The sequence below is a fragment of the Bartonella sp. MR90HLJMH genome, assembly GCF_042194115.1.
Taxonomy (GTDB): domain Bacteria; phylum Pseudomonadota; class Alphaproteobacteria; order Rhizobiales; family Rhizobiaceae; genus Bartonella; species Bartonella grahamii.
The window spans coordinates 1-5,343 of the sequence record NZ_JBHIMM010000022.1 but is presented as its reverse complement, the minus strand read 5'-3'; the positions used below and the strand labels follow the sequence as shown (position 1 = coordinate 5,343).

At 42.5% G+C, this 5,343-nt stretch carries 6 protein-coding genes and 2 pseudogenes; all 8 read left to right on the top strand.

Features of this window, described 5'->3' with window-relative positions; genetic code table 11:
* Positions 1-281: pseudogene (locus tag ACFIJ9_RS08485) on the top strand (hypothetical protein); the annotation flags it as partial.
* Positions 282-369: 88 nt separating this feature from the next.
* On the top strand, positions 370-1,497 hold the full coding sequence (locus ACFIJ9_RS08480; protein WP_375636734.1) for a N4-gp56 family major capsid protein: 1,128 nt from the start codon (positions 370-372) through the stop codon (positions 1,495-1,497).
* A 20-nt stretch (positions 1,498-1,517) separates the two neighbouring features.
* On the top strand, positions 1,518-1,898 hold the full coding sequence (locus tag ACFIJ9_RS08475; RefSeq protein ID WP_252619690.1) for a hypothetical protein: 381 nt from the start codon (positions 1,518-1,520) through the stop codon (positions 1,896-1,898).
* 11 nt (positions 1,899-1,909) lie between these two features.
* Positions 1,910-2,290 (top strand): hypothetical protein, encoded by a 381-nt coding sequence (locus ACFIJ9_RS08470; protein ID WP_375631879.1) that lies wholly within the window; start codon positions 1,910-1,912, stop codon positions 2,288-2,290.
* Positions 2,291-2,301: 11 nt separating this feature from the next.
* The gene (locus ACFIJ9_RS08465; protein ID WP_375636732.1) at positions 2,302-3,009 is read left to right on the top strand and encodes a hypothetical protein; all 708 of its coding nucleotides are present in this window, start codon (positions 2,302-2,304) and stop codon (positions 3,007-3,009) included.
* Position 3,010: 1 nt separating this feature from the next.
* Positions 3,011-4,468, top strand: coding sequence for a hypothetical protein (locus ACFIJ9_RS08460; RefSeq protein WP_375636730.1), 1,458 nt, complete (start codon positions 3,011-3,013; stop codon positions 4,466-4,468).
* The gene (locus tag ACFIJ9_RS08455; RefSeq protein WP_375636728.1) at positions 4,468-4,893 is read left to right on the top strand and encodes a hypothetical protein; all 426 of its coding nucleotides are present in this window, start codon (positions 4,468-4,470) and stop codon (positions 4,891-4,893) included. Before ACFIJ9_RS08460 ends, ACFIJ9_RS08455 begins: the two co-directional genes overlap by 1 nt.
* A gap of 1 nt (position 4,894) precedes the next feature.
* A pseudogene (locus ACFIJ9_RS08450) lies at positions 4,895-5,343 on the top strand (hypothetical protein); the annotation flags it as partial.

The window sequence follows — 5,343 nt, the reverse complement described above, 5'->3', positions numbered from 1 at the left end:
CTTGTGCACAAAGAGATCTCAATCCGGCAGAAGAGATTTATAGAATAGCGCAAAATCTTGGCTATCAGAACCAAGCATTACAAGCGAATAATCAAGTTGCAGAACTTCAAAGCCGTCAGAATTCTGCGAGAACCTTAACGGCATCTGGAGGAGGGGGCGTGACGGGTCCTATGACCAAAGAGACACTTGCGAATATGTCTGAGAAAGAATTCAATGCTTGGATATCAAATCCGAAGAATGAAGCCCGTTTTTATGAAATTATGGGTGCAGACCCTGATTAGGCAATAAGTTTTACAACATAATCCGCCTTGATGCGGGTTTTCCACCGGCTTTAAGCCGGTTTTTTTACAGCAAAGAAAGGTGAAATCAATGGCAACAACACATATAGGAACCCATGATCCGCAATCGGTGAAATTGTGGTCACAGAAATTAAGCAATGAAGTTTTGAAAGCGACAAAAATTGCTCCTCTGATTGGCAAAAGTTCGAACAGCATTATCCAGCTTTACAACGAAACCCATAAGAGTGCAGGGGATAGCGTTACGTTTAGTCTGCTGGTCAATCTGTTTGGGGACGGTGTCACGCAAGGCGAAACCTTAGAGGGCAATGAAGAAGCGCTTCAATTTATGAATGATCGGTTGGTGATTAACGAGCTTTTACATGCAGCACGTGTAGCGAATGATGACTCGATTGACCAACAGAGAATTCTCCCCAATTTACGGAAAAAAGCCAAAGAAGGTTTAGTTCGTTGGTATGCCAATCGTTTAAGCATCATGTTCTTTCTTCAGGTATGTGGTTATACACCCCGTACGATCAATGTTGATGGTCGAGAAGTGTATATTAAACCGGTTCATTATGGCTTTAATGAAGTTATGGCACCAAGCAGTGAACGTATTATCCGCCCAGAAGCAAAAACCAAGGATGAAGATCTTACAGAAAAAGCCAAACATAGCTTTAGTCTTAAATTGATTGATGAAGCGGTTAAACAAGCCAAACTTGCCAATCCGCAAATTTCTCCCGTCCACGTCAATGGTGATGATGTTTATGTTTTGTATTTGCATCCAACACAAGTTATGCAATTGCGAACCAATACAGCAGCTGGTGAGTGGTTAGACATCCAAAAATCCGTTTATGCAACTTCCCGTGCGAAGAACCCGATCTTTGATGGTTCTCTAGGCATGTATAATGGTGTTGTTTTACGCGAAGCTATTCATGTGACCCATGGTGTTAAATCGACAGATAATACAGCTGTTAAAAGTGTGCGTCGCGCGGTGTTTCTAGGGGCGCAAAGTGCTGTTATTGGTTTTGGCAAAAATCACAGTGCAACGCATTATACGCTTAAAGAAGAGTATTTTGATTATGAACGTGAATTTGGTGTTGCAGCCAAAACCTTAATAGGAATGAAGAAAACACGTTTTAAGATGCCCAATAGCGCACAAACAGCTCAAGATTTTGGAACGATTGTTATCCCCACCTACAGCGGTGAACCTGATAATTAATCATAGGGAGGAAGCAAGACATGGCAGATCAATTACCACCTCCACTACAGGGGAGAAATCTTCACACCCAACAGGTGAGTTTCTTACGTTTGAATATCTCTCATAAAGATAAGCATCTTACGGAGAAAATAGGAATTTTGCCTCGTGGCGCTTTGATCACTTCGATGAAGGCTTTTGTCAAGACCGCGTTTTCAGAAGCGAAGTTGAAGATAGGGAGCACCTATGGTGGCAATGAGTTCAGTGAAAAGGATATCAAAGCCCAAGGCACGCAAGATTTTACGCCAACAGATCAAAAGTCTTTTGTTGCAGATGATAAGGAGATGACCCTTTATGCAACACGGGATAAAACAACAGATGCTGGTGAATGTATTGTGGTTGTGCAATTTGTGACAAATCATTGAGGGGATAAGACATGGCAGATTATTTACCACAGCCCTTGCAAGGGAGAAATCTTCATACCCAGCAGGTAAGCTTTTTGCGGCTTAATTTTAGCTATGAAGATAAAGAAAACGCTATGAGAATAGGCACGCTACCTCGTGGTGCTTTGATCACTTCGATTAAAGTGTATGTCAAGACAGCATTTTCGGACACGAAGGTAAAAATAGGGTGCACTGCTGGCGGCAATGAGTTTGGTGAAGCAGAAATCAAACAACAGGCAGTAAAAGAGGTTAAGCCTACCAATCAGAAGGAGTTTATCCCTTATGATGAAGAACTTACTCTCTATGCCAAAGCGGACAAAACAGTACAAGCTGGGCAAGCAAGTATAGTCGTTGAATTCGTGACTAATCACTGAGAGGTATTTTGATGACACGTCATTATATTCGGGTTAAAACCGGAGGACCGATACCAGTAAAGCGAGATGTTTATCGTCATAAGAGAACACTTTCGCACTTAGTGTCGGTCATTCAAGATGAGATTGATGACATAGCCGATGAGTATGTTCAACAAATCCAAGAAAGCATTTTTGCAGCCATTCGTTTTTGTGAACGGGAGACCTTTTACTTTAACGAAAGCCGTGATGTGGTGTTTGAGACACGGGCGGGACAAGGTGTTTATGATGCAAGCACTACCAGCCATATCGAAAGTGCTGTTAAAATCAAAAACGTTTATCTGAGTTCTGATCAACATCATAAGTTTGCCTTGGAATGTAAGGACCATGTTTCTTTAGAGCCTTTGTTATCATCAGAGCAGCAAGGAACGCCGGTTTGTTACAGTTATTTTGATAGGAAATTACATCTTTATCCCACGCCGGATAGAGTCTATCAGATTCAACTCATTCTCTCTCCATTGCGTTTATCAGAGATAGAGAGTGTCGATGAGGAGCATCCATGGTTTGTGCACGCGTTTGATTTGATTAAGGCGCGTGCAAAATACGAACTTTACAAGAATATCTTGAAAGACCCCGATTGTGCAACGGCAGCTTACAATGATTTTAACGAACAGTTGAATGAATTGCGTGCAGAGACGTCTCAACGTCATAACGTGACCAGAATAATACCAACGGATTTTTAGCATGGTTTATTTTCCTATAGCCGATTACAGACCGGATGTTGCGGTTGTCAACGGCAGTTTTACGGATAGCCTTGTGAATGTTTTACCGGCAGATGGTGGTTACATACCCATGCCTAGTGCAATGGTTGTTTCTAATCCTTTGGAAGAAAAGCCCTTGGGTTCAATCGCCTTTAGAAGCGGTAATGGTGTAAAGATAATCGTAGGAGGCAAGCAAAAGCTTTACAGTTATGATAGTCAAACGAAAGGTTGGAAAGACATAAGCCAAAGTGGTGTGACCTATCATGCGCATGAGGATAATCAATGGTCATTTGCTCTGTTTGGTCAAAGAATTATTGCGGTCAATAAAAATGATAAACCACAAGTTTTTAATACCCATAGTTCTGAACGATTTGAAGATTTAGGCGGCAATCCACCGAAAGCAGGATTGGTGAAGGTTTGGGGACCTTTTGTTTGTTTGATGCAATTGACAGATCACCCCAATCGTATTCATTGGTCTGGTTTGGATGATGCAACCCATTGGACAGTTAAACAGAAAGATTGCGATTTTCAAGATTTTCCGGATGGAGAATATGTTCAAGGGGCAACAGAATCCACCAATCCCCTCATTTTTATGCGTTCTGCTATTTATGCTGGAACCTTTGTTGCTGGTTCTAAGATTGTGTTTACGTTTCAAAAGATACAAGACAAGCGAGGAGCCCGCAGTGCAGCCTCTATAGCTTGTCGAGGGAGTGACGCTTTTTTTGCAGGTGATGGTGGTTTTTATCAGATGAGTTTAGATGGTCAACTTTTACCGATAGGCTTTGAAAAGGTTGATAGAACGGTTTTTAAAACATTTGATAAGTTTGCTCTTGATGAGATGCAAGGAGTTATAGACCCCATTGATAACCGGATTTATTGGTCCTTAAAGAGTGGCAATAACGAACAAACCACCTTTGTTTATGATTGGGGTTTACAGAAATGGTCGACACTACAGGGAAAGCTTTTCACGTTGTTTCCAGTGTTTACAACAGGTTATACTTTAGAACAGTTAGATGAGATTTCGCTCAATCTTGAGGCATTGCCGGCTTCTTTAGACAGCCCCCGTTGGCAAAGTGGCGCTCCAATGCTTGGTGCTTTTGATGAAAACAATCGGCTTGTTATGTTTACAGGAGCCCCGATGGAGGCAACGGTTGTTTCGCAAGAGATGGGGGCACCGGATGGAAGTTTTAACTTTATCACGAAAATGTTTGCTGAAGTTGATACGACAGAAGGTCTTTTAAGTATAGGAGAACGTCGTCTTCGCAATAATCAGACGCCGATCACATGGCATAAGGAGAGGGTGTGTTCTTATGTCACGGGCGCTTATCATGGGCGTTCGCGCAATCGTTATCACCGGTTTAAATTGCGCATTCCTAAGAATGAACCTTGGACGATGATTACGGGGTTTAATGTGGATTTACGTCCTTTTGGTAGAGGGTAATGGCAAAAGTCTTTTTGACCAGTTCTTGGGATATGGAGCGTATAGCCCCTTATCTTGAAGAGATTATTGCATCTTTTAGAGAGTATGTAGAGCGTTTTAAACATGAAGTTACGTTGCAAGAACTCATTGAATCTATTTGCATGGGCGAGAAACAGTTATGGCTTGTTTTGGATGATGAAGAGCGATTTTTAGCAGCAGTCACGACCCAGATACAACAGACAGTTTTAGGAAAGAAGCGCGCGCTCATTTGTGAATGTAGTGGCAAGGGTGTTCTTGATCAAGTTGACAATTTGCAAGTTGCAGAGGATTGGGCGCGTGAGAATGGGGCTTTTGAAATGGAGATCTTGGGTCGTTTGGGTTGGAAACGTGCATTGGACAAGCAAGGTTACAGCATAGATATGCTTTATTACAGGAAGGAATTATGAAATGGGGAGCAAGACACCAGCAACAACAGAACAAAAGCAGGTACAGACAAGCGCCCCTCCTGCTTGGATGGAGAATGTATTTAAGCGTGGGGGTAGGGATGCGTATCAAATGTATGACACAGGGATTGGGGGGAATGTGTATGGGGGACCTCGTATTGCCCCGTTAAGTGATCAAACGCGCTATGGCATTAGTGGTCTTGGCAGTATTCCTCATCATTATCAAAATCGCTCTTTGATGAATACAATCTACAATCCAACGTCGGCAGCCATGAATCTTAGACATATGGCTTCTGGTGGTATGGTTGGACAGAATCCGTCTTTTAATGCCGCCCTTCAAAATAGCTTAGACCGTGTAAGAGATACGATTAACAGCTCTTTTGCAGGTGCGGGTCGTTATGGGTCCGGTGCACATGCAGGTGTATTGGCAAATGAACTTGGTGCTTTGTCCAC

Coding starts and splice junctions, on each gene's coding strand:
- ACFIJ9_RS08480 (WP_375636734.1), top strand. CDS start 370: ATGGCAACAACACATATAGGAACCCATGATCCGCAATCGGTGAAATTG.
- ACFIJ9_RS08475 (WP_252619690.1), top strand. CDS start 1,518: ATGGCAGATCAATTACCACCTCCACTACAGGGGAGAAATCTTCACACC.
- ACFIJ9_RS08470 (WP_375631879.1), top strand. CDS start 1,910: ATGGCAGATTATTTACCACAGCCCTTGCAAGGGAGAAATCTTCATACC.
- ACFIJ9_RS08465 (WP_375636732.1), top strand. CDS start 2,302: ATGACACGTCATTATATTCGGGTTAAAACCGGAGGACCGATACCAGTA.
- ACFIJ9_RS08460 (WP_375636730.1), top strand. CDS start 3,011: ATGGTTTATTTTCCTATAGCCGATTACAGACCGGATGTTGCGGTTGTC.
- ACFIJ9_RS08455 (WP_375636728.1), top strand. CDS start 4,468: ATGGCAAAAGTCTTTTTGACCAGTTCTTGGGATATGGAGCGTATAGCC.